This window comes from Niastella sp. OAS944 (assembly GCA_024809215.1).
Classification (GTDB): domain Bacteria; phylum Bacteroidota; class Bacteroidia; order Chitinophagales; family Chitinophagaceae; genus Niastella.
In genome coordinates, this window is the sequence record JANUBW010000006.1 from 331,249 (window position 1) to 353,915 (window position 22,667).

Annotated in this window: 15 protein-coding genes; 8 read left to right on the forward strand and 7 right to left on the reverse strand. The window is 44.7% G+C overall.

Annotated features, from left to right (window positions below; all coding sequences use genetic code 11):
- Positions 1–33: 33 nt before the first annotated feature.
- Positions 34–777, forward strand: a complete 744-nt coding sequence (locus GGD38_RS23950; protein WP_375301614.1) for an SDR family oxidoreductase — start codon at positions 34–36, stop codon at positions 775–777.
- Between the two features lie 6 nt (positions 778–783).
- On the opposite strand, the gene GGD38_RS23955 is transcribed toward GGD38_RS23950, so the two are convergent.
- Entirely contained in the window at positions 784–1,593 is an 810-nt protein-coding gene (locus tag GGD38_RS23955; protein ID WP_375301613.1) for a helix-turn-helix domain-containing protein, read from the reverse strand.
- 76 nt (positions 1,594–1,669) lie between these two features.
- The gene (locus GGD38_RS23960) at positions 1,670–2,692 is read right to left on the reverse strand and encodes an SDR family NAD(P)-dependent oxidoreductase (protein ID WP_375301612.1); all 1,023 of its coding nucleotides are present in this window, start codon (positions 2,690–2,692) and stop codon (positions 1,670–1,672) included.
- 267 nt (positions 2,693–2,959) lie between these two features.
- Here GGD38_RS23960 and GGD38_RS23965 point away from each other — a divergent pair, with 267 nt between their 5' ends.
- The 6 genes from GGD38_RS23965 to GGD38_RS23990 all read left to right on the forward strand — a co-directional run bounded on the left by GGD38_RS23965 (position 2,960) and on the right by GGD38_RS23990 (position 11,660).
- Positions 2,960–6,139 (forward strand): SusC/RagA family TonB-linked outer membrane protein, encoded by a 3,180-nt coding sequence (locus GGD38_RS23965; protein ID WP_375301611.1) that lies wholly within the window; start codon positions 2,960–2,962, stop codon positions 6,137–6,139.
- A 13-nt stretch (positions 6,140–6,152) separates the two neighbouring features.
- Positions 6,153–7,592: a SusD/RagB family nutrient-binding outer membrane lipoprotein gene (locus GGD38_RS23970; protein WP_375301610.1), complete on the forward strand. Its 1,440-nt coding sequence runs from the start codon at positions 6,153–6,155 to the stop codon at positions 7,590–7,592.
- Between the two features lie 12 nt (positions 7,593–7,604).
- Positions 7,605–8,012 (forward strand): carboxypeptidase-like regulatory domain-containing protein, encoded by a 408-nt coding sequence (locus GGD38_RS23975; RefSeq protein ID WP_375301609.1) that lies wholly within the window; start codon positions 7,605–7,607, stop codon positions 8,010–8,012.
- Between the two features lie 274 nt (positions 8,013–8,286).
- Positions 8,287–9,171 carry a phytanoyl-CoA dioxygenase family protein gene (locus GGD38_RS23980; protein WP_375301608.1) on the forward strand — a complete coding sequence of 295 codons (885 nt, stop codon included), beginning with the start codon at positions 8,287–8,289 and terminating at the stop codon, positions 9,169–9,171.
- Positions 9,172–9,203: 32 nt separating this feature from the next.
- A complete protein-coding gene (locus tag GGD38_RS23985; protein ID WP_375301607.1) occupies positions 9,204–10,043 on the forward strand; it encodes an SDR family NAD(P)-dependent oxidoreductase in 840 nt (279 codons plus the stop codon).
- A 147-nt stretch (positions 10,044–10,190) separates the two neighbouring features.
- Positions 10,191–11,660: an RICIN domain-containing protein gene (locus GGD38_RS23990; RefSeq protein ID WP_375301606.1), complete on the forward strand. Its 1,470-nt coding sequence runs from the start codon at positions 10,191–10,193 to the stop codon at positions 11,658–11,660.
- Positions 11,661–11,732: 72 nt separating this feature from the next.
- Here the strand turns inward: GGD38_RS23990 and GGD38_RS23995 are convergent, their stop codons facing one another.
- Positions 11,733–12,764 carry a polysaccharide lyase family 1 protein gene (locus tag GGD38_RS23995; protein ID WP_375301605.1) on the reverse strand — a complete coding sequence of 344 codons (1,032 nt, stop codon included), beginning with the start codon at positions 12,762–12,764 and terminating at the stop codon, positions 11,733–11,735.
- Positions 12,765–13,002: 238 nt separating this feature from the next.
- Entirely contained in the window at positions 13,003–13,992 is a 990-nt protein-coding gene (locus GGD38_RS24000) for a GlxA family transcriptional regulator (protein WP_375301604.1), read from the reverse strand.
- A gap of 127 nt (positions 13,993–14,119) precedes the next feature.
- Between GGD38_RS24000 and GGD38_RS24005 the strand changes: the two genes are divergently transcribed.
- Positions 14,120–14,608 carry an SRPBCC domain-containing protein gene (locus GGD38_RS24005; RefSeq protein ID WP_375301603.1) on the forward strand — a complete coding sequence of 163 codons (489 nt, stop codon included), beginning with the start codon at positions 14,120–14,122 and terminating at the stop codon, positions 14,606–14,608.
- Positions 14,609–14,842: 234 nt separating this feature from the next.
- On the opposite strand, the gene galB is transcribed toward GGD38_RS24005, so the two are convergent.
- The 3 genes from galB to GGD38_RS24020 all read right to left on the reverse strand — a co-directional run bounded on the left by galB (position 14,843) and on the right by GGD38_RS24020 (position 22,606).
- Complete coding sequence (galB, locus tag GGD38_RS24010; protein ID WP_375301602.1) at positions 14,843–17,542, reverse strand: beta-galactosidase GalB; 2,700 nt, start codon at positions 17,540–17,542, stop codon at positions 14,843–14,845.
- A 245-nt stretch (positions 17,543–17,787) separates the two neighbouring features.
- Positions 17,788–19,515, reverse strand: coding sequence for a RagB/SusD family nutrient uptake outer membrane protein (locus tag GGD38_RS24015; protein WP_375301601.1), 1,728 nt, complete (start codon positions 19,513–19,515; stop codon positions 17,788–17,790).
- A gap of 28 nt (positions 19,516–19,543) precedes the next feature.
- Entirely contained in the window at positions 19,544–22,606 is a 3,063-nt protein-coding gene (locus GGD38_RS24020; protein WP_375301600.1) for a SusC/RagA family TonB-linked outer membrane protein, read from the reverse strand.
- Positions 22,607–22,667 lie beyond the last annotated feature (61 nt).

Consider the following 22,667-nt stretch of genomic DNA (forward strand, 5'->3'; position numbering starts at 1 on the left):
CGGGCATACCTTTGAAAAAATAATTAAAGAGTTATGAGCACGTTTAAAAACAAAGTAGCGATCGTTACAGGCGGAAATAGCGGCATAGGTTATGCCACAGCTAAAGAACTGATAGCCAAAGAAGCAACCGTAATAATAACCGGCAGGCGTAAAGAAGCTATTGAAAAGGCGGCAGCGGAATTAGGCGCCATTCCATTTGTGGCAGATCAGGCCAGTTTGAAAGACACAGATGCATTTTATGAAGAAGTCAGTCAAAAGTATGGTAAGGTTGATATCCTGTTCATCAATGCAGGCATTGTTGGCAATATGGGACCTATTGAAGGCAAAACAGAGGCCGATTTCGACAACGTAATGAACATCAATTTTAAGGGCGCCTATTTCACCCTGAGCAAATTCATTCCCTTATTGAACGATGGCGCTTCTGTGGTTATTTTATCCTCTATTGTTGCATCTACTTATAAAGCCAACAGCTCGGTTTACCAGGCCAGCAAGGCTGCATTAAATTCAATAGCAAAGACAGCTGCCGCAGAATTGGCCCCCAGAAAAATACGCGTGAATATTGTAAGCCCCGGCCCAACAAAAACTGAGGTAATGACCAAGATGGGGTTAGATGATGCCACTTTGCAGCACATACACGAGCACCTGGTTGATTCCATTCCTTTAAAAAAGATGGGTGCCGCTGAAGATGTAGCTAAGCTGGTGATCTATTTAAGCGACGAAGCTGCTACTTTTGTTACAGGCTCTGAAATTATAGTAGATGGTGGCTTAACGCTGTAGCCCTGCTTATTTATTAAGCAACGCGTTGGGCGGGTAGCCATAATAGCTTTTAAAAGCAAATGAAAAGTGTGAGAGATTTTCGAATCCTGTTTCAATATAAACGTCGTTCGGTTTTCGTTGCTTTTCCTTGATCTGGTAATGCGCCAGCTGCAGCCTTTTTTCGGTTAGCCATTTTTGCGGAGTGGTATTATAGATCTTTTTAAAATCCCTTCTAAAAGTGGCCAGGCTGCGACCGGTGAGATAGCTGAACCTGTCGAGCGGCATATTGAACATAAAGTGGCGTTCCATAAAATCAGCGAGGTTGAGTTTACCCGGTTCTTCAAAATTGGCCAGCAGGCCGTCGATGCTTTTATCAATAGCGCGTAATATACTTATGGCTTCATCAATTTTGATATTGGCAATATCAGCTGGCAGCTCCTGTCCCAGATCGAAATAAGGGATCAGCGATGCCAGGCAGCTTTGCAGTAACGGATGGCCCTTATAGGTGCGGATCGTTTCTAGTGGCTGCGTTTTACCAATGGCTTTATGGCGTGCATAAAAATCCTTTAGTTTTTCTGTGGTCAAATGCATGGCCACGGCTTTATGTGGCTGCCCGTTCGATGGATAATTAATAACCGTTGTGATCTTATTGCGCGGAATAAGGAAGATATCACCAGCTTTAAAGATATGAGAATCGTCGGCCTGAATGATCTTTGTTTCGCCCGAAATGAACCATATGAGCATGTGGTGCTCAAACACCACTTCTGTTTTAAAGGATTTTCCTTTGAACTCTGATAGTTTAAGATCCGGGCTAATATATTTGGTCTCAAATTCCATTTGTAAGTAGTAAATGTACAAAATAAGATAAAGCCGAAGCGCTTCGGCTTGCATGGCAGGTTTATCATGCCCGGTTTTAATTTACCGGGAATGATATACCTGTCATTTCTTCACTTAAGGTCCATAATCGTTTTGCATTCTCTGAGTCGATAGAGTAGGGCTGTACGCCACGTAGGGATGAAGGCTCGGCATAGTTTTTTGCTATATCACCCCCATCGAGCCCGGCAATATCGGCATTCTCACAATACACGCCGCCAATGTTCTGTAATTGTGCACTGGTTGCGCACCATACCGTAGTGGCAGCGCCTTGTTCTACGGTCTTCAGTTTTGCTGCTACTTCAGGTTTTATATTCCCGGCTTCATCATGGGTGCCCATTTGTTGAAATAAAGCCATCGGGGCTACACGGCCAAGATCGGTTCCGTTTACTGAACCCGGATGCACAGCATAAGCGCGTACCCCGTACTGTTTTCCCCGTTTGTCAAGTTCAACGGTGAACAGGTTGTTGGCGGTTTTTGATTGTCCATACCCTTGTAATGTTTCATACTCGCGATGAAGAAAATTAGGATCATCGAAGTTAAATGGCGCCATTTGGTGGCCAAAGGATGATACATTGATAACCCTTGCTCCCCTGGCTTTCTTCAATGCCGGCCATAGGCGGGCGGTTAATTGAAAATGACCTAAATGATTGGTGGCAAGCTGTGATTCATAACCTCGTTTGTCGCGTTGCAGTGGTACCCACATAATACCGGCATTATTTACCAGTATATGTAATGTATCGTGCGTTTCCTTAAATCGCCTGGCGAACTGATCAATAGAGTCGGGGTCCATAAGGTCCATTTGTTCAATGGTCACATTAGGTAAACCCCGTAAGTTGCTTGCTGCTTTAGCTATATCACGGGCAGGTACAATTACAGTGGCGCCAGCTGCAACAAAAGTCTTTACCGTTTCCAATCCTATGCCTGCATAGCCACCGGTAATGATAGTGGTTTTGTTACTAAGGTCAATGCCTTTTATTACATCATGTACTGTTGATGTTGCTGTAAAGCCCGAAGGCAGGGGGTGTTGTAATGTGCCGATGTGGTTGTGTGTATTTTTCATTGTTTAAAATTTACTACACAAAATTATCTGCTTCGGCAATGGGGCATTTTGTTTAAAACGTCAAATTGCTTTGTTTAGAGCGTCAGGGTTATCCATCTTATTAAGTCTACTAAAATAGTGGAATAATTTTGACAATATTTTTACACTTTATATATTTGTGCTGTTCCTGCGCTAAAATGTTCCGCAATGAGTGATTGTCTTCATTAATGCTTCCGGTAAAAACCGGCAGGCCATCTATTACCTGATACTAACTATTAATTATATATAATGAGAAAAACAGTCACATGTTATGGGGTCCTCATTCTTTTATTATTACCCGCCCTTGTTTTTTCACAGTCAAAAACACTGCAAGGTGTTGTAAGGTCAAAGGCCACAGGGTTGCCGCTTGCCGGTGTTACCGTGCGGGGAAATTCCATTGATAACGCAAGCGCCTCTGATGGTAGTGGCAATTTTTCAATAACAATTGATAAAGGAACTATACTCACTTTTACTTATGTTGGTTATGAAACCCAGCAGGTGGTTGTAGATGCTGAAACTGCTCATCTTGTGGTAGAGCTGTCGCCATCCGATAAATCGCTCGATGCAGTGGTGGTAACGGCCCTGGGTTTCTCCCGGCAACGTAAATCGCTTGGTTATGCCACACAGCAATTAAAACCCGGTGATATTGCTGAAGCAAAAGAGGTGAACATCGTAAACGCACTGGCTGGTAAAGTGGCCGGTGTTCGTATAACCAATTCCCAGGGCGATATGGGCTCTTCAAGAATAGTTATTCGTGGCGAAACGTCTATAGCTAATAATAACCAGCCCTTATTTATTGTAGATGATATACCGGTAGATAATTCTCAGTTGGGCGCCGGCGGATCGCGCGATTATCGTAATGCCATAGCCGATCTCAATGCCGAAGATATAGAAACGGTAAGTGTGCTTAAAGGGCCTAACGCAGCTGCACTGTATGGATCACGGGCCGCACATGGTGTTATTCTCATTAAAACAAAAACCGGTAAAAAGAAACGTGGACTTGGTGTTACCATAAATTCAAATACTACGTTTTCCAGCGTACTCATACTGCCCGAGTACCAGAATGTATTTGGCCAGGGCGCCGAAGGAAAATTCAGTTATGTTGATGGAAAAGGCGGTGGTATAAATGATGGCGTTGATGAAAGCTGGGGCCCTAAATTGGATGGGCAGCTTATCCCGCAGTTCTATTCAAACGGAACGCCTGTTCCCTTTGTGGCCCATCCCAATAATGTGAGGGATTATTTCAGAACAGGTGTTACCCTCAATAATAATATTGCATTGGAAGGGGCGGGCGATAATTATAATTATCGCATTGCATTGGGTAACGAGCGCCAGTCGGGCATTATACCCAACAGCGAGGCACGTAAGAATAATATAGCATTTAATGCACAGTTCACCGTTACCCCAAAATTAAAGCTTGGCCTCACTGCCAATTATATTGTAAATAATGCGCCTAATTTACCCGGTTCCGGTGGTAAAAGAGCAACAAGCACAATGTTACAGTTCACCTGGTTTGGTCGTCAGGTAGACATTGATCAGCTTCGGAATTATAAAGATGCAGCTGGTAATACATTCAACTGGAACAATAGTTATTACAGCAACCCGTTTTGGGTGGCTTATGAAAATACGGTTAGTCAGCGACGTAACAGGTTGGTAGGGTCTGTAAAGCTCGATTACGAAATTGCCAACGGTTTGAATGCTACTTTCAGGTCGGGTAATGATTTTTATACCGACAGGCGGAAGATCAAAGTGGCGTATGGCACCAACGGAACACCATACGGCTCTTACCAGGAAACGTCTTACACGGTTAATGAAAATAATACAGAAGCTAACATTCGCTATAATAAGAATTTGAGCGATGACCTTACATTTGAGGCGCTGTTAGGAGGGAATATCCGGTCGCGGTATTATGAAGAAAATGACCAGCAGGCGCCAAGGCTTGCAGTAGCCAATGTATATACGCTGGCAAATTCCCGCGACCCATTGCTGTCATCTAATAGTTATAACCGGTTAAAAACGTACAGTACTTTTGCTTCGGTACAGCTCGGGTTTCGCAATTATGCGTTCCTGAATATTACCACCCGTAATGATCGTTCCTCTACCTTGCCGGCACAGAACCTGTCGTACTATTATCCCTCATTCAATGCCAGCTTTGTGCTTACCGAAGCATTTCATATAAAAAGCCCGGTGTTGAGCTATGCGCGTATCCGTGGCGGCTGGTCGAAAGTAGGCGCCGATGCCGATCCCTATCAGTTAATAAATACTTATAGTTTCAATGCGCCTTTCAATAGCAATCCACAGCTTACTACATCGGGCATCGATCTTAATCCGGACCTTAAATCAGAAAGCACTAATTCAACCGAATTGGGATTAGAAGCTGGCTTGTTAAATAACAGGGTGCGGTTCGATGTGAGTTTATACAATACAACCAGTATAGATCAAATATTGAAGGTAGATGTCAGTGCTACCACCGGCTATACACAAAAATTGCTGAATGCCGGTGAGATCAATAATAAAGGTATTGAAGTGCAATTAGGCATTACACCTGTTAAAAAAGGATCGTTTCAATGGGATGTTGATGTAAACTATGCTGCCAACAAAAGCAACCTGGTGCGGTTAGATGATGAAGGCCGCCTGCAGAACTTTGTATTGGGAAGTTATCGCAGCGTTCAGGTGATCGCCGGCGTTAACAAACCATATGGTACGCTGTTTGGCAACGCTTATTTGCGTGATGGCGCCGGTAATATAATTGTAAAGAATGGCCTGCCGCAGGCTGATCCCAATAAGAAAGTGCTTGGCAAATATACGCCCGACTGGATCGGCGGCATAACCAATAAGTTTTCTTATAAAGACTTTCATCTTTCCTTCCTGATAGATGCCAGCATTGGCGGATCTATGTTCGCAGGTTCTAATTCAACCGGCAGCTATACGGGTGTGTTGGCAATGACGCTGCCCGGCCGTGATGCCGATCATGGTGGTTTAAATTACTACTATCCCAATAATAACAAAGCCAATGGTACGGTTGCGCTGGCCAAAGGCGGCAGCACCCCCAATGGCGAAGCTGTATATGATGATGGTATCATCTTCAACGGCGTAAACAGTAATGGAAGTGCCAATACAACCATCATTTCTGCATCGCAATATTATAAAGCGCCAAGAAGTATTGAAGAACAATTTGTGTATAGTTCTTCATATGTAAAATTCAGGGAGTTGAAATTAGGGTATACGTTGCCTGCTAAATTGATCAGGAAGATTGGTTTGCAAAGCGCTACCGTTTCCCTGGTGGGCCGAAACCTGTGGATCATACATAAGGATGTTCCCAATATTGATCCCGAAACTGCATTTACCTATGGCAATGCACAGGGTTTGGAAGACCTGTCGGTGCCCACAACAAGAAGTTATGGTTTCAATATCAATTTCAAATTTTAAACGCAGCATTACAATGAGAATAAACATATATAGTGTAGCTTTTGCCGGATTGATGATGCTGGCAGTGTCATGTAAAAAAGACCTGGTTGAAATAAATAAGAATCCCAATGCAGCTGAAAATCCACAGCCCGATTACCTGCTTACCGCAGCGCAAAAAATAACCTCCGATCTGTATTGGGGAGCCGATAATAATTTCAATTCAACTTTATTGATCATTCAGCATTGGGCAAAGATCCAGTATACAGAGCCCGACAGGTATATTTTTTCAAATAGCAGCTTTACTTCTCTTTGGAATACGGGCTATGCGCAAAGCATCACTAATTTGAATACCATTATTCAGTTGCCCGATGAAAAGGCAAATGTCAATTACAAGAATGTGGCCATCATATTACGGTCGTGGGTGTTTAGTTTGCTTACTGATGCTTATGGTGATATTCCCTATAAACAGGCCGGAGATATAAAGAATAGTCTCACCCCGGCCTATGACCGGCAGAAAGATGTGTATTATGGATTGCTCGACGAGCTTAAAACAGCTGGGGCCGCTTTAACTACTACAGGTAATGCCATCGCCGGCGATATAATTTATAGCGGAAAGATCGACAGGTGGAAGAAGTTTGCCAACGCATTGCGTTTGCGTATTGCCCTGCGTATTGCAGACCAGGAGCCCGAGAAAGCAAAACAAACCATCAATGATGTGCTGGCAGATGCCGGCGGTTTAATAAGTGCCAATGCTGAGATCGCACAATTTGTATATGTAACATCGCCACAGCAAAATCCCGTGAGTGCCTGGTTCGAAACCCGCGATGACTATCGTATTGGTAAAACAATTGTTGATAAGCTATATGCGCTGAATGATCCCCGCCTGCCTGTATACGCTAATAAACCAAGCGATGCAACTGTTACAAACTATGTAGGTGTGCCAAGCGGTCTTACCAACAGCGATGCCAATAACCTGGGGTTTGCCAAAACCAGTAAGCCGGGTACCTATTTCTCTACTCCTCAAACCCCGGCTGTTATTACCAGCTACGCCGAAGTGCTGTTTGGCAGGGCAGAAGCCGCTGCAAGAGGGTTTACAACAGAGAATGCCAACTCATTATATGAAGCGGCCATAAAGGCTTCGCTCAACCAGTTTGGAATTACAGATGCTACTGCTATTAATAATTACCTGTCGCAGGCTGCAGTAAAGTATGATGCCGGTAATTATAAAAAGTCTATTGGTGAGCAAAAATGGATCGCCTTGTTTGGCCAGGGGCTGGAAGCATTTGCCGAATGGCGCCGCCTCGATTACCCTCAGTTAACACCTGCGGTGGCTGGTGAGCTGGATAAAAAGATACCTGTACGTTTTATTTACCCCGGTTCGGAACAGGCGCTTAATGGCAATAATTATAAACAGGCCGTTGTAAATCAGGGTACCGATAACCTGCTTACAAAAATATGGTTCGATAAATATTAGAATAAGCGTTGTATGAAACAGATAAAGGTTGTTGTAATATTCTTTCTGCTCGTGTTTTCTGCCTTGTTCTTAAAAGCGCAGGTGAAAGGTATTGTGTTGACTGGCAAGGTTGTAACCTTTGAAGAGCGCTCGCCCATAGAGGGCGCAACCATACAGGTTAAAGGCACACGCAATGTTTCGGGCACTATGTATGATGGCATGTACGCAATTGAAATTAAACCCGGCGATTCGGTGCTGGTTTTCAGTTTTGATGGGTACGAAACGAAGGAATTGCCCATAGTGGAAGAAAAACGCGAATACAACGTAATGTTAAAAGTATGTCGAGGTGAGCGCCCCTTTGGAGGGACGCTCACCTTAAATAATTATTGTAAAACAATTTGCCGGTATGAAATAATGTCGTACATTAGCCTAGTAATTTAGTGGGGTAATAATATGAACACTATGCAACAAAATCATTTACATCCTGGCAGGTGGCCCGGCAGTAACGTTGCCCAAAAGGCCGCCACATTCTCTATTGCAATTCAGTCTGCTTCTTTCCGTTGTTGTTCCTGCTGTTGTTAATCCGCTTTCGCCGGACATACTTCTATTCCCCCTCCAGCGTCCGGTAATTCACTACTATTTTCACAGACGAATGAGTTATTGCTTTCATGTTTATGAAAGTGATAATAATTATTAATCTTTTTATACCAGCATTATGAAACAGTTTGAACAACAGGTGTTTCGTTTAGAAGAAACCATCACCGATAAACATATAGCTTATTTCAATAAATACGGTATCATTCAATTTAAGAACTTTATTGATAAGGAAACTGTGCAGGAATTCATTAGAGAAGTTGATAGTGTTCAGAAACATCTTATAACATATGATATCAAAAAAGTAAATGGTATACCGCTTAAATTCGGGCACGATGAGTATGGCAACTCCATTATTCAGCGCCTGGCCTTTACTTCGCAATACAGTCAAAAACTACATGATTTTTTAAAAGATCCCCGTTTGCAATCGCTCATTAAACTGCTGGGGGCCTATGCCGGCCGCATAGGGGAGAATGAAAAAGACGGACTGGTGGTAAATCATTATGTGAATACCGAAAACAGCCAGTATAAACAATTGGGCTGGCATACCGATAGCCCGCGCGACCTCTTTTTAGGTTCACGTATTTTACCAATGTTGAATGTTGGCGTTCATTTAGACGATTGCCCATATGAGAACGGCGGTTTACGGGTACTGCCCGGCACGCATAGTCAGAGTTTGTTCCGTTTACTGTTCAGGAAGAAATACTTTATTGACAATAACCCCGATAAAAAAGAAGTGGGTTTTGATATTGAAGCGGGCGACCTTACGGTACATGATGGCCGTTTATGGCACCGCGTTCAGCAATCACCGTTCATTGGCGCCAAAAGCCGCAGGCGTGTAATGTATATACCTATTATTACCGGGGCGTACCAGCCAAAACATAAGGATAGTCCAACCCCGTTCTATCATCGCCTGGCACAGCTGAGGTTGAAACCAACGCCGGCGAAATTGGCGGAATTGTCGTTGCCCCTGAATACTGAAGGTGCTCAGGAAGCAAGAGCATAAACAATTTTTGAAACCTTATTAATTGAAAATATATGTCATATGCATTAGTGACCGGCTCGGGCAGTGGAATAGGCCGGGGAATAGCCAAAGAACTGGCACGTCTTGATTTTGACCTGCTATTGGTTGATGTAAACGAGGCCGGCCTTGCAGAAACAAAAAAGGAGATTGAATTAAAATATGATTCTCTTATTTATACTTTGCCGCTCGATCTTAGTTCACCGGATGCGCTCACGACGCTTACTTCGTGGACAAGTATCTGGCACGATGAACTTCAGGTAGTGGTAAACAATGCTGGTTTTGGGCTTAATGGTGCTTTTGAACAGCTGGAGTTAAGCGAGCAGTTGAATATCATCGATGTAAATATTAAAGCACAGGTGTCGCTATCGCACGCTTATGTACCGGTGCTCAAAAAACGTACCCAGGCGTTTTTATTAAATGTGGGCAGCACTACCTGCTATCAATCCATTCCATATTTAAATATTTATGCTGCGTCAAAGGCATTTGTATATTCCTTTACCCGCGCGTTACGCTTTGAGCTACGCAATTCGCCGGTATCGGTAAGTTTGCTGATACCCGGTAGTACCGATACTAATTTTGTATACCGGGCCCGTATGTCGGCGGCCACTATAAAGACAGCTGAAAGATTTAATATGTCGCCCGATGTGGTGGGCAAGATCGCTGTACGTGGCTTGTTTAGAGGCAAGGCCGAGATCATACCTGGCTTTACCAATAAACTCCATGCGTTCTTCCCACGTTTCGTTTCAAGGAGTTTTACCGAAAAGCTGGGCGCTAATATCTACAAGCCGGAAGTGAAGAAGCAAAACGCTGTAACACAGCCGCCGGTAAATTTAGCAGTACCTGTTGTGGAATAATAAACCAGTTGACGAGTTAACCTGTTAACCTGTTAACTCGTCAACTAAATTTGCCCCCCATAATTTAAGAATTTGTCCCCCGTACAGGTTCTTCTCATGCAATTAATTTTAATGGTTCTCCCATTTTAACCATTAAAAACGATTGCAATGAAAAAGCTATTCATCTTTCTGCTGCCGGTAATGGTAGCAGCCTGTACAAAATCGCCATCAGGGACCGGCGCTGAAACTGCCGGTGGTGCAATTACCAACCGGTTGCCTGTAACCGTAAATGCGACCAACAATTTCAAAGGTTTGAACTGGGCCGACCCGGCCGATAACTTCAAAGACGGCCTTGTAGTGGTGAGCGGGCTGGCGTCTACCGACAGCTATGCCACCGTACAAACAAAAGCAGGCCCCATTCTTACGGCTTTTCAAAACCGGGGCGCCAATACGGTGCGGCTGCCGGTAAATCCATCAACAGTATCTCAATCATACTGGAGTGCTTATACAGGCGCCATCGACCTGGCAGTAAGCAGGAGTATGAATGTAATTCTTGCTTATTGGGAAGGCAGCAGCTCGCGCGATGGATTGGTTGATAATACCACCCAGTTCTGGAGTATGTGGCAAACCATTGTAAACAAATATGGTTCTACCAGCCGCGTTTATTTTGAACCATTCAATGAACCGCATGGCTACAGCACAACCGATCTCAATAATCTCTATGCAACCTGGTTAACTAACTATCCTTCGGTGCCCCGCGGCCGTATTATTCTCGACGGGCAGGGATACGCGCAGAATGTGAATGTAGTAGGCGCCGACAGCCGGTTGAGCAGTTGCCTGCTGTCATATCACAATTATACCTGGTTCGATAACAACAAAACAACTGCTGGCGACTGGGTGGCGGCTATTCAGTCAATTGCCTATCCCGGTCGCACCATTGTTACCGAGTTTGGCATTCCTATGACCACGGGAAAGAACTATTTAGGTGCACCGGGAAGCGACCGCGAGATCGCTTACTTTCAGGGAATGACGCAGGGTATCTTAGGCCGCTCTATGGGTTGTGTGTACTGGCCGGGGTTACGTGATGGTGATACGTATAGTTTGCTCACTTTAAGCGGTTCTTCATTAACTACAAATAATGCATCGGGCTTAACCCGGTTGCAATATGGCTGGGGCAATACCAGTATAAGTTTTCCTTCCGGCAGTTTCAACAGTTCGGCATGGTATCGCATTGTATGCCGTAATAGTAATAAAGCACTGGATGTAAATGGTTCCTCAACTGCCAATGGGGGCGCTATTGTACAATGGGATTATTGGGGCGGCAATAACCAGCAATGGAAAATAACCAACCTGGGCAATGGTTACTATAGCATCATTAATCGTAACAGCAATAAAGCGCTTGACGTAAATGGCGGTTCTACCACTTCGGGCACCAGTATTATACAATACGATTATTCGGGTGGCAATAACCAGCAATGGCGTATAGTGGATATGGGTTTTGGGTATTTTGAAATAACCAACCGCAACAGCGGTCAAAGCCTTGACGTAAATGGCGCTTCTACCGCAAATGGCGGTGGTGTAATACAGTGGCCTTACAATGGCGGCCGCAACCAGCAATGGCAGATAGTTCAGTTGTAAAGAAAGCATTAGGTGGGTCCCCCTTTTAAAAGGGTACCCACCTTTATTTTTTTCTCCCGTCTAAGAATTACATTATTTGTTCCCTGCATTGCCGGTTACAGCACTGGGTACACCGCTTCCGGTTGTCATTGAATAAGTATAAGGAACAGAAAATACCGATGAATTAGGCGCCCATGAAGGAACACTGGTGCCTGAGAATACGTTACCGCTGTTCCAATTGATTTTACCCTGCGCACTTGTGCTGCTGCTGGAATTTGACCAGGCATTGCTTTGATTGAGGAAATAACAGTTTTCTACTTTTATCTGGCTTTCGTTACCAACACCTATGCAATAGTCGCTGGCCGAAGCTGCATAATAGTTATTGTAGCAGTGTACCTGACCAAAACGTACTCGTGGCATTCTTTGTTTACAACCGGCATCGTACCAGTTGTGGTGCATGGTTACATGCAGTTTACCACGGTCGGTTGTAACATCATCGCCATTACCAATAAGGTTTACAAAGTTGTGTGCGGTTTGGCTCGAATAGTTGAACCGGCACCACGATACGGTTACATTATCCGAAGCGCGAACAATATCCAATGCCCCATCTGAGCAATTGTTAAAGGCGCATTTGGTGATAAATACTTTTGTACTTCCCGAAACCTCTATGCCATCACCGGAGCCTGCAGCTGAAGGGTTGGTGATATTTAGGTTTTGAATATGTACATTGCTTACGTTTGAAACCGATAAGCAACCAATAATGCCGGAGCTTGAATTGGCGCCTACTATGGTTTTGTTGCTTTTTACATTTACGGCGCTTGAACCAAGGTTCAAATTGCCATTAACTGTAATGATTTGCGTGGTGCTCGATTGAGCGGCGTTCCTGAAAGCTGTGGCGTCACTTACGGTGATGGAAGAACCGCCGTTACCGCCGGTGGTACCTGCTGCGTAACCGTTAGAGGTGGAAAGTATAAACTCCGAGTTGGCAACCCTGCCTTCTAAAGAAGCGTGAGGGTGCTGTTGATCGTTTGTTGAACCTTTTTTGTTACAGCCCCATATAATAAGGGCAAAGGAAAGGCTGGCGCATACGATCGATGCGCCAAATGGCAGAATCGTTCTTTTCATAATGGCAATTGTTTAAAAATGAATGTAACTGTTTATGTTAAAGCGCGCTAAACATCAAAGGCATTCCGGTGCCCGCCAGGGGCAGGTGTCAATAAGTGATAGATGGTAAACTTACTTTTAGGAGGAGTACAAAAAAGCAACCTTATACCGTATAGGCATAGGTCATTTTTCTGGTTCATTTTAGGTGTACTAAAGTTAATTTCTTTTTTCGTTTGCAGGGGCGGGGTAGTATATTTATTTACGCAAACGTTGCCGGGGATTGGGAATTGTACCTGGCCCTGTAATCGAGTGGCGACAGGCCTGTTAGCTTTTTAAATACTTCCCTGAACGCTTTGTCGTCTGAATAGCCAACATCGCTCATTACCTCGAAAACGGTTTTCCGGCCGCTTTCCAGTGCTCTTTTAGCTGCTTCTACTTTTACGCGTTGTAAATATTCCACTGGGGTATTGCTGGTAGCTTTTACAAATCGCCGGTCAAAGTTACGTCTGCTGATGGCCAGTTTTGAAGCCAGTTGTTCGAACGATATTTTCTCGCCCAGGTTTTCTTCAATAAAGTTTTGGGCCTGCCGTATGAGATCGTCATCATGGTTCTTTTGCATTTGAAAGATAAGGAAGGGCGATTGCGAAGAGCGTTCAATATCTATCTGGAAGATCTTTGAGCAGAAGATGGCTGTTTCGCGATCGAAGTATTTTTCAACCAGGAACAGTACCAGGTTTAAAAAGGAGAAGGCGCCGCCATTGGTATAAATGCCCGGTTCAGATGCAATGAGTTTATCGATGTGTAGATTGATATTTGGAAACAGCCGTTTAAAATCGCCTGCAACACTCCAGTGTGTGGAGCAGGTTTTGCCTTCAAGTAAACCGGTTGCGGCCAGTAAGAAGGCGCCTGAGCAAATGCTGGCTATTTCTGCGCCGAGTTTATATTGCTCTTTTATCCAGGCTATCAATTCAAGATTCTGCTCTATCATGCTCTCAAATCCATTGTTGGCAATGCTGGGTATTATAACCAGGTCGGCTTTCTTTATATTTTTTATATGCACGGGGTGAATGGTAAAAAGGCCCGCGTCGAGTTGTAACTCGCTGGTAAAGCCCGCAACCTGTACTTCCATCCGGGAGGCGTTACCAATTTTTTGCCAGTATGCGTTGGCGCGGGTAAGTATTTCATAGGAGCCAGCTATGCTGCTGAGGTTTACATACTCGTTGGGTACCAGTAATACCACTTGTTTCATGATGCATCGTTTGTATAAAGATACGGATTGCTTTGTCCAAATCAACCCCATAGATTGTCTATTTCGTACCGGGTTGTTGCCGGCAGAAGGAAATAGCTTTGGTGATCATAATCAAAATAATATAACTATGACATTAAACAATTTTACCACTACCATCGTAGTTGACCAAACTCCGCAGGAAGTGTTCGATGCCATTAATAATGTTCGTGGCTGGTGGTCGGAAGAAATTGAAGGGGATACGGCAAAACTTAATGCTGAATTTAATTATCATTACCAGGATGTTCATCGCAGCAAAATGAAGATAATTGAATCGGTTCCCGGTAAAAAGGTGGTATGGCAGGTACTCGATAATTTCTTTCAGTTTACCAAAGACAAAAGTGAGTGGACGGGCAATACTATCGTCTTTGAAATATCCGAAAACATCAATAAAACCCAGTTACAATTCACCCAGGTTGGCCTTGTGCCCGATTATGAATGTTATGAAATTTGCCATAAAGCCTGGGGCAATTATGTTAGGAATAGTTTGTTTAAGTTGATCACTACCGGTAAGGGAGAGCCCAATCCTAAAGAAGGAGGGTTTAATGAGCAGGTTGTACGGGAATATCAATTGAAATAACAATGCTATGGTGAATACTTGAATGCAAGCGTTTATAAGTAACAGGTTGATAGAGTTGATAAGGTTGATACAGGTGATAAAGTTCAAAGAGTTGATAGAGGAAATACAGTTGATATACTCGCAAGTTAACTAGTTAACGAGTTAACGAGGTCCTTATTTCGAAACTCATAATTATTTTCGGAAAGCCTAAACTTCAGCCTCTATCACCTTTATCAACTCTATCACCTTTTCAACTTATTGTGCTTTTACTACTGCTTTAGCCTCAACCAATCCATTAGCCGAAGCCGTTACGATAATGTTGCCTGGTTTCATCGCCCGCACAATCACCAGCGCCATTCCCTTAAACGCCTTTCGTTCATGTGAAGCAAAGGAAACTAGATCGGCCGCATCGCCATTGTCGGTAGCTACTATTTCTCCGGCACCGGTAACGCTGAATGTAATGTTATTATCAGCCTCGGGCGCCAGGTTGCCATTGGCATCGGTTATGCGCAGGGTTATAAATGAAAGATCTTCACCATTGGCGTTTATGACGCTTCTGTCGGCTTTTAATTGCAGTTTTGCTGCGGCGCCTGCTGTTTTTACGGTATCGGCTGCCCAGGATTTTCCATTCTTAAAAGTTACTACGCGTAAAGTGCCAGGTTCATATATTACGCTATCCCAGCGCAGGCGGTATTCATAGGGGCCTTTCTTCTTTCTGCCCAACGATCTGTTGTTCAAAAACAGTTCAGCCTCATCTCCGGAGGTGAATACATGCACCGGGGTTATTTGTCCGGCGCGGCCGGGCCATGTCCAGTGGGGAAGAATATGCGCCATGCGCAATTCGGGGCGCCAGCGTGCCTGGTATAAATAAAAACGGTCTTTCTTAAAACCTGCCAGGTCAATAATGCCCGAGTAGGAGCTGCGTGCTGAGTAATAGGGGGTAGGTTCGCCTAAATAATCCCAGCCCGACCATACAAATTCTCCCGATACATAAGGATGTTTATCCTGCGAGGAGAATACTTTATCGGCTGAGGCGCCAAAAGCGGCTGTATACAGCTCATATGCGCTTACATACCTGTTTTTAGGATCGCCTCCTGTGCTATCACTTACCGGCGCGCTGATGCCATTGTATACCGGAAATACGTAGGTGCCACGAGAGCTCAATGCCGAAGCGGTTTCACTGCTTACGATCATTTTATTCGGGAACTTTGTATGAAAGGCGGGGTATAAGGGCGATGTTCTGATGCCACGTAAATGCGCATATGCCGGTGCATCACGTATGCCTTCTCCCTGGTAGTTCAGGCTTAAGAGGTCCATTTCTTTAGGGAACGGCATATGGGGTTTGGCATAGTTCATAGACGCAGTGGCCGGGCGCGTACTGTCTTCTTCATGTACAATATTGTACAGTCTTCTTGCAACGGCAGCGCCTGTGTCGGCAGTATATTGTTCACCCACTTCATTACCAAAGCTCCAGGCTATAATAGAAGGGTGGTTGCGGTCTCTTCTGATAAAAGAACGGGTATCGGGTTCATGCCAGTCGGGGAAGATCAAATGGAAATCGTGCGGCGTTTTTTTTCTTTCCCAGCTGTCGAAGATCTCGTCAATGACAAGGAATCCCATTTTATCGGTAAGTTCCAATAACTCCGGCGCCGGTGGGTTGTGCGATAAACGAATGGCATTGCAACCCAGCTCTCTCAGCACTTCCAATTGCCGTTCAGCTGCCCGGTAGTTAAAGGCTGCGCCCAATGCGCCAAGGTCGTGATGTTGGTTTACGCCTTGTATGCGAATAGGTTTTCCATTTACCAGCAAGCCTTTTTCGGCATCAAATTGCAGCGAGCGAATACCAAAGGGGGTATGGTATTCATCTATCATCTTTCCTTTTGAATAAAGCCGCGTAACGGCTATATATCTATTGGGTTTTTGTGTGGGTGGCGGCCCCCATAATAAGGGCGAATTAATAGTAGACGAATAATTAAAAGATTGTTTATTGCCTGCCTGTATAGTGGCAGTTGAGCGGGGAATGGTGGCTACTTTAGTTCCTGCTTTTTGAGTTTGCGCATTGAGGGTATAAATTTCAGTTGCTACTTCAACGGGCTCACTGTTTGCTGTTTTGTTTTCCAGTTGCAGGGTAATATCAACAGTGGCTGCTGCAGTGGTAACATTTTTTGTTCGAATAAATGTGCCCCAGTGAGCTATATGTACCGGGTTTACTTTGGTAAGCCATACACGCCGGTATAAGCCACCGCCTGGGTACCAGCGTGCGGAATTGGCGGGATTGTCGAGCCGGATAGCTAATTGATTATCGCCGCCGTATTGAATATAAGGCGTAAGATCGAGGCGGAATGAATTATAACCATAGGGCCAGCCGCCTACCAGGTTGCCATTCAGCCATACCATGGGGTATGACATGGCGCCATCTACATCAAGGTAGATCGACCGGCCCTTATCGGTAGCCGGTATATTTAGCTTACGACGGTACCATGCAACACCGGGACTGGGCAACCTACCCATACCACCGCCTACTACTGCGGGTTCGCCTTCGTAGAACGGGCCTTTAATAGCCCAGTCGTGCGGCAGGGTAACTGCTTCCCAGTTGTTATCGTTGAAGTTGTTTTGTACAAAGGGGAAATCACTGCCGGGGTTGCCTGCCGGCCGCTGATGATGTTTGGCCGGGTCGTTTATAAACTCATTGGCGGTAGGCAGTATCCAGTTCTTTAACACGTTTGTTGAAGTGGTGGTAGTTACCGCTTCGGTGGGTTTGCTGTCGGCCACTACATCGTCTTTACGATCGGTGACCTCGGGCCTTGTGTCGTATATTAATTTATCGGGCGCCGAAGTGTATTTCATGAACTTCCATCCGTCATTCAGGCTAATGCGTTCGCGGGTTGTTTGGCTTTTAACTTCCAGTGCTATCAATAACACACATAGGCTAATAGAGAGACATCTGTATTTCATGAACTAATGTTTAGTAAAATCACAAATCACAAATTCCAAGCTCCAAAAAATAAATCACAAATCTCAAATCACAAGATCCAACGAATAAATCGCAAATCACAAAACCCAGGCTCCAAATAAAACCCAAATTCCAAATCTCAACGCCTGTTTAGAAAGCTATGTATTTATTTGGAATTTGAGATTTGGTGCTTGGGTTTTATTATTTGGAACTTGAGATTTGGAACTTGGAATTTGGAATTTTTGCCTTAGTTGTATCCGGGATTTTGTTCCAGTACTGCTTTGTTGTTCTTTTCAATTTCACCAAATGGTATTGGCCACAGGTTGTAGTTGTCTTTCATTTGGGTGCCGTAGAAAGGATTGTATTTTCTTGTTCTTTCAACCCATTTGCCCAAACGCATCAGTGTTAACATTCTTTTTTCTTCAATGCCCAGTTCACGCAGCCTTTCGTCAAGTATATAATCTATGGTTACATTGGCAGGTAAAACGTCCGATGCGCCGGCTCTTCTTCTTACCTTATTAATATCAGCAGCTGCTAAAGCCGGTTGGTTTAAGCCCACGTATGCTTCTGCTCTTAATAAATAGGTTTCGGCCAGTCGTATAAAATATTGATCTATGTACGTGCCGCCTGCACCTGATTTTAGTAAATACTTCTGTACCGGGTCTGTTTCACCAAGGTTGTTGTATAGCGCTGATGGGTGATCGTATGCCTGCGTTGCTTTTGATTGATATGGATAAAATGCACGGTCGTGTTTACCTTTTGTAAGGGTGCCGCCTATGCCTTTTATACCGGCAGGAGGGTTTTTGGTTGAGATGGTTTGGCCAAAGTAGGGGCTTTTGGGGTTTGTTGCCACAAAATCCCTTACAAAATTATGATTGGCGTTCCTTATATCATTATTGAAATCGGTGGCCCATACTGAATCACTGAACCAGTAAGAGGGACAAAGGAACCCTACACCACGGCCGCCACTGTAATCGCCCATTGGCCAGTTGAATAATGCAACATCTGCGGTACCTACCTTGCTGCTGAGGTCGCGTACCAATGGGGCATGCACGCGTTCTGCGCCGTATACACCAAATTGCGATCCCCCGGTTGTGCTACCGCCGCCGCCGGGTACATCTGTTTCTATCTGAATAACCCAGATGGCTTCCCTGTTCTCGTTAGAGTTTTGGTTGCCCCGTTGAAACAGGTCCCAATACACATCGCCGGGTGTAACGGTACTGCGTCTGCCAAACCGTGCGGTCATTAAATCCAAAGCCGGGTTATTGATAACTGCGGTTGCTGCGGTTGCAGCTTCCTGGTATTGTTTATTGGCAAGGTAAACCTCTGCTAAAAGGTGATAAGCTGCTGCGTTGGACACTTCTCCTTTTTTCAGGTTGCCCTTAACGTCGGGTAAATTGGCGGCTGCAAACTTCAGGTCTTCAATGGCCTGTGTATATACTTCGGTTCTGCTTGCCCGTACAAAATCGGGATTAAGTGCTTTCTGGTTTGTTGTTTCTTCCAGTACCAGCGGTACGCCGCCATACAGGTAACCCAATGCCCGGTATGCCAACCCTCTGAAGAATTTTGCCTTTGCTTCAAAGAGCTTTTTTTGCGCATCGGTCAATACGGTTGAATTGGAGAGCCTGCTAAGAACTGTATTTGCCTCAGAAATGATCTCATAGTGCGGCGCCCAGGCAAAATTGGTGATGCCGGTAGGCGCAATATCGCCCGACATGTTGGGGGTACTTACCGAAATGTCAAAGTACGCGTCGGTGCGGTACAGGTACCAGAATGGGTTGAAGTCGTTTACTGTATAGTAATGGTTTCTCACCAATCCATATATGCCCGTTATAGCGGCATTAAAATCTGCTTCGGTCGAGTAGGCATTATCGGTACTCAGGAACGATTCCGGTTTTTCATCGAGATAGTCTTTGTTGCACGACAAACTGCCGGCTGTGATGGTTACCAGGAATATATATAAGTATCGTTTCATGTTATTTTTTTTAACCGTAATTGAAAAACTAATAAGTAATGTTCACTCCTACAGTGAAGGCTCTCATAACCGGCCGGCCTGCAGTTATTAAACCCATTGGGTTATTGTTCAGGTCAAGCGCTTCGGGGTCCCAGCCTTCCCAGTCTGTCCAGGTAACCAGGTTCTTTCCGCTTACGAATACATTCAATGCCTGGAATTTCGCTTTCTTTACAAACTTGTTTAAGTTATAGGAGAGAGAAACATCCTGCAGCCTGATAAAACTTCTTTTCTGGTACATTTCAGGTTCAATTTTAGCCCTGGAACCGGAGATGTTACGGGGATACTTACCTGAAGGATTGCCTGGTGACCAGAAATTGGTCCTTGCAGGGAAGTTGTTACGAATGGCATTATCGTCACGGAAATAGCTGGGGTTGTTATTGCCCAGGTAGCCGTCTTTACCACCCTGTATTGCGTTAAAGAAAATACTTAATGAAAGATCTTTGTAAGAAAAAGAGTTGAATAAGCTTATCTGGTAAGCCGGTTCTTTGCGGCCCAGGAAAACCCTGTCTTTGTCGGGTGTAATATCGTTATCCTTATTCTGGTCTACAAGGCGTACGCTTCCCACGGGAAAGCCGGCTATTCTTGTATCGCCTATCTGGTAAATGCCGTCTGTTTGATAATGGTAAATGGCATTTCTTGATTTGCCTATAAATAAACCGCTTGATATAAGGTCGTCTTCAACACCGTCTTTATTGAGGTCCTGGCCGGTAATGGTAACTATCTTGTTCTTGTTAGACCAAAGGTTTGCGGTAGCGCTCCAGTGAAAATCTTTTTTATCAATTACTTTATAGGTGATCGAAGCTTCTATTCCGTTGTTACGCAGCTCGCCTACATTGGTTTGAATACTTGTGAAACCGGTGATCTCAGGGATGTTTATACTGTATAACAGATCGGTTGTTTTATTGAAATAAGCGTCAATGTTACCACTCAGGCGGTTGTCGAGCAATGTGAAGTCTATGCCTGCATTGAAACCGCGCGTGCGCTCCCATTTAAGATCGGGGTTGCCAAGGCCGCTTACCTGCTGGCCAACTGCTGAGGGGGAACCGTCGCCGAAAATGTAAGATGGGCTAACGGTAACCCGCGCTATAGATAAAAAGCGGGGTGTTTGGTTGCCGCTGATACCATAACCAGCCCTTAGTTTAAGGTAATTGATAAAGGAGGCATCTTTCATAAAGTCTTCCGAAGAAATGATCCAGCCTGCTGCTACCGTGGGGAAGTAAGCGCTTTTAAAGTTCTCTGCAAATCCCGAAAATCCATCGCGACGAAGGGTAGCGGTAAGCAGGTATTTATCATTGAACTTATAGTTCACCCGCGCCATCTGGTAGTTCAATCTTTCACGCCATGCGTCTGATGTATCGGTAATAGTGGTACCTAACGAAAGGTTATTATAGCTCAGGCTCAGGCGGTCGAACCCGGTTGCTCTTGTATAAGTGGAATTGTATTTTCTTTCTATTGCCCCGTATAATACAGTAGCAGAGATGTTATGTTTTCCAAAAGTGTTGGTATAGGTAACGATATTATCGAACGTGTAATCGTAATAATCGGCATATCCTTTTGATGCTTCACCTGTTTGGTTAGCGCCATAAATACTGCTGAAGAATTTCTGATCGCTTCTGTAGTTGTTACCAAAGTTCATTCTGTAATTAAGCCCTTTCAGGAAGGGGAGATCAATATCGGAATAAACATTTGCGAAAAGATAATTGTGTCTTTCATAATCATCTACATAGTAAGTAGTGAATGGGTTGGGCTCCAGTGTATTGGTAGGGAAGGGAACAACCTTGCCATTTGCATCATATGGCGTTTGCAAAGGAGACCAACGCAAAATACTATTGAGCGAAGGTTCTGCGCCATCCTGGTTTACAAAAGAGCCGGAAGAAATAAGACCCACTTTCCACCAGGGCAATGCTTTGGTTTCAATATTGGCCCTTATGGTTTTTCTTTTAAAGATATCATTGATCACAAATCCTTTTTGATCAACCAGTCCGCCCGATATCAGGTAGGTAGTGCGATCGTTACCGCCCGAAATGCTAAGGTTGTTTTCGAAAATCTGTCCGGTGTTGGTAGCCGCATCGTACCAGTTAAAATCATTGGGTAATATTTGGCCATTGACTTTCATGGTGGCATCTACCCGGTTGGCTACGTTAAAATTCGGATTAGGCTGAGTATAGTCCGGGGCCAGATAAGCTTCGTTGTACCAGGCATCGGCGATGTTCTTCAGGTATTCCTCGCGGTTCATTGGCCGCATATCTACGGTTGGGCGTTGTGTACTGTAAGAACTGGAGAAGGCAATGCGGGGTTTTGTGCCGGCGCGTCCTTTCCTTGTTGTGATCAGCAATACACCGTTGGCAGCCTGGGCGCCATATACGGCGGTGGAGCTGGCATCTTTCAATACATCAATAGAGGCAATGTCATCGGGGTTTATTGACGACAGTGAACCTGTATATTGAATACCGTCCAGAATGATCAATACGTTTTGATTACCGCTCAGGGTGTTTTGTCCGCGTATAGATATAGGTGGTGTTCCGCCGGCATAGGTTGATAAGCCTACGTTCAAACCGGGCACCGTTCCCTGCAGGTATTGGCCAAGGTTAGTATTGGGCGCATTTTGTTGCGCTTCGAGATTTACGCTGGCAACAGAACCGGTAAGGTCTTTTTTGCGGCGGGTACCATAACCAACTACCACCACTTCGTCAAAACTTTGGGTAGCCGTGCCTAATTGAAGATTGATAGTATTGCCATCGCCAACGGTAGCTTCTTTTTCTGAAAAACCCACGTTCGAAAAAACGAGGATGGCGCCTTTGGGCGCCGATATGGTGTATTCGCCCTTGATGTTAGTGGTTGTGCCTGTGCTGGTGCCTTTTATTGTAACCGAGGCCCCGGCAATTGGCGAGCCCGATTCGGTAGTGAGGCGGCCCTGAATGGTTTTGTCCTGGGCCATTGCCGGCAACGAGCCAGTCAATAGGAAGGCAGCAGAAATAAGTGCAAATAATAACCGGCCGGCGCGCAGGCTTGTAAGGCTGGCCATTATTTTTTGCTTAGATAACTTTTGCATAAGCATAGTTTGATTTTAAGGCGTTACTAATATTTACGGTGTTGAGGAGTGGTAACCGGTA